The sequence below is a fragment of the Streptomyces sp. URMC 126 genome (genome assembly GCF_051386555.1).
Classification (GTDB): Bacteria; Actinomycetota; Actinomycetes; order Streptomycetales; family Streptomycetaceae; genus Streptomyces.
The window spans coordinates 1-258 of sequence record NZ_JBPQTX010001036.1; the positions used below are offsets into that span (position 1 = coordinate 1).

Genomic DNA, 258 nt, shown 5'->3' on the forward strand with positions numbered 1-258 from the left:
GGCCGGCTCAAGGCGATGCTGGAGGCGCTCTACGAGCTGTTCGCCGCGCGCAAGATCGGCCGCGACGGCCACGTCCGTCTGTCGCGGGCCGAGATGACCCGGCTGTCGGCGATCGAGGAAGCGCTGCCCGAGGATGCCTTGCGCTGGAACGGCGGCGCTGCCTTGCGCGACATGGCGCGGCGGCTGGCCTCGATCAGCGAGATCCCGGCCGTGGCGGCGCCTTTGGGCCTCAAGGCGAACTTGCGGCATTACCAGGAG

Annotated in this window: 1 protein-coding gene; it reads left to right on the plus strand. The window is 70.9% G+C overall.

Going from position 1 to position 258, the window contains the following annotated elements:
- Positions 1 to 258: hypothetical protein (locus tag ACSNOK_RS34990; RefSeq protein ID WP_436784731.1), on the plus strand; the 258-nt coding region annotated here is incomplete at both ends.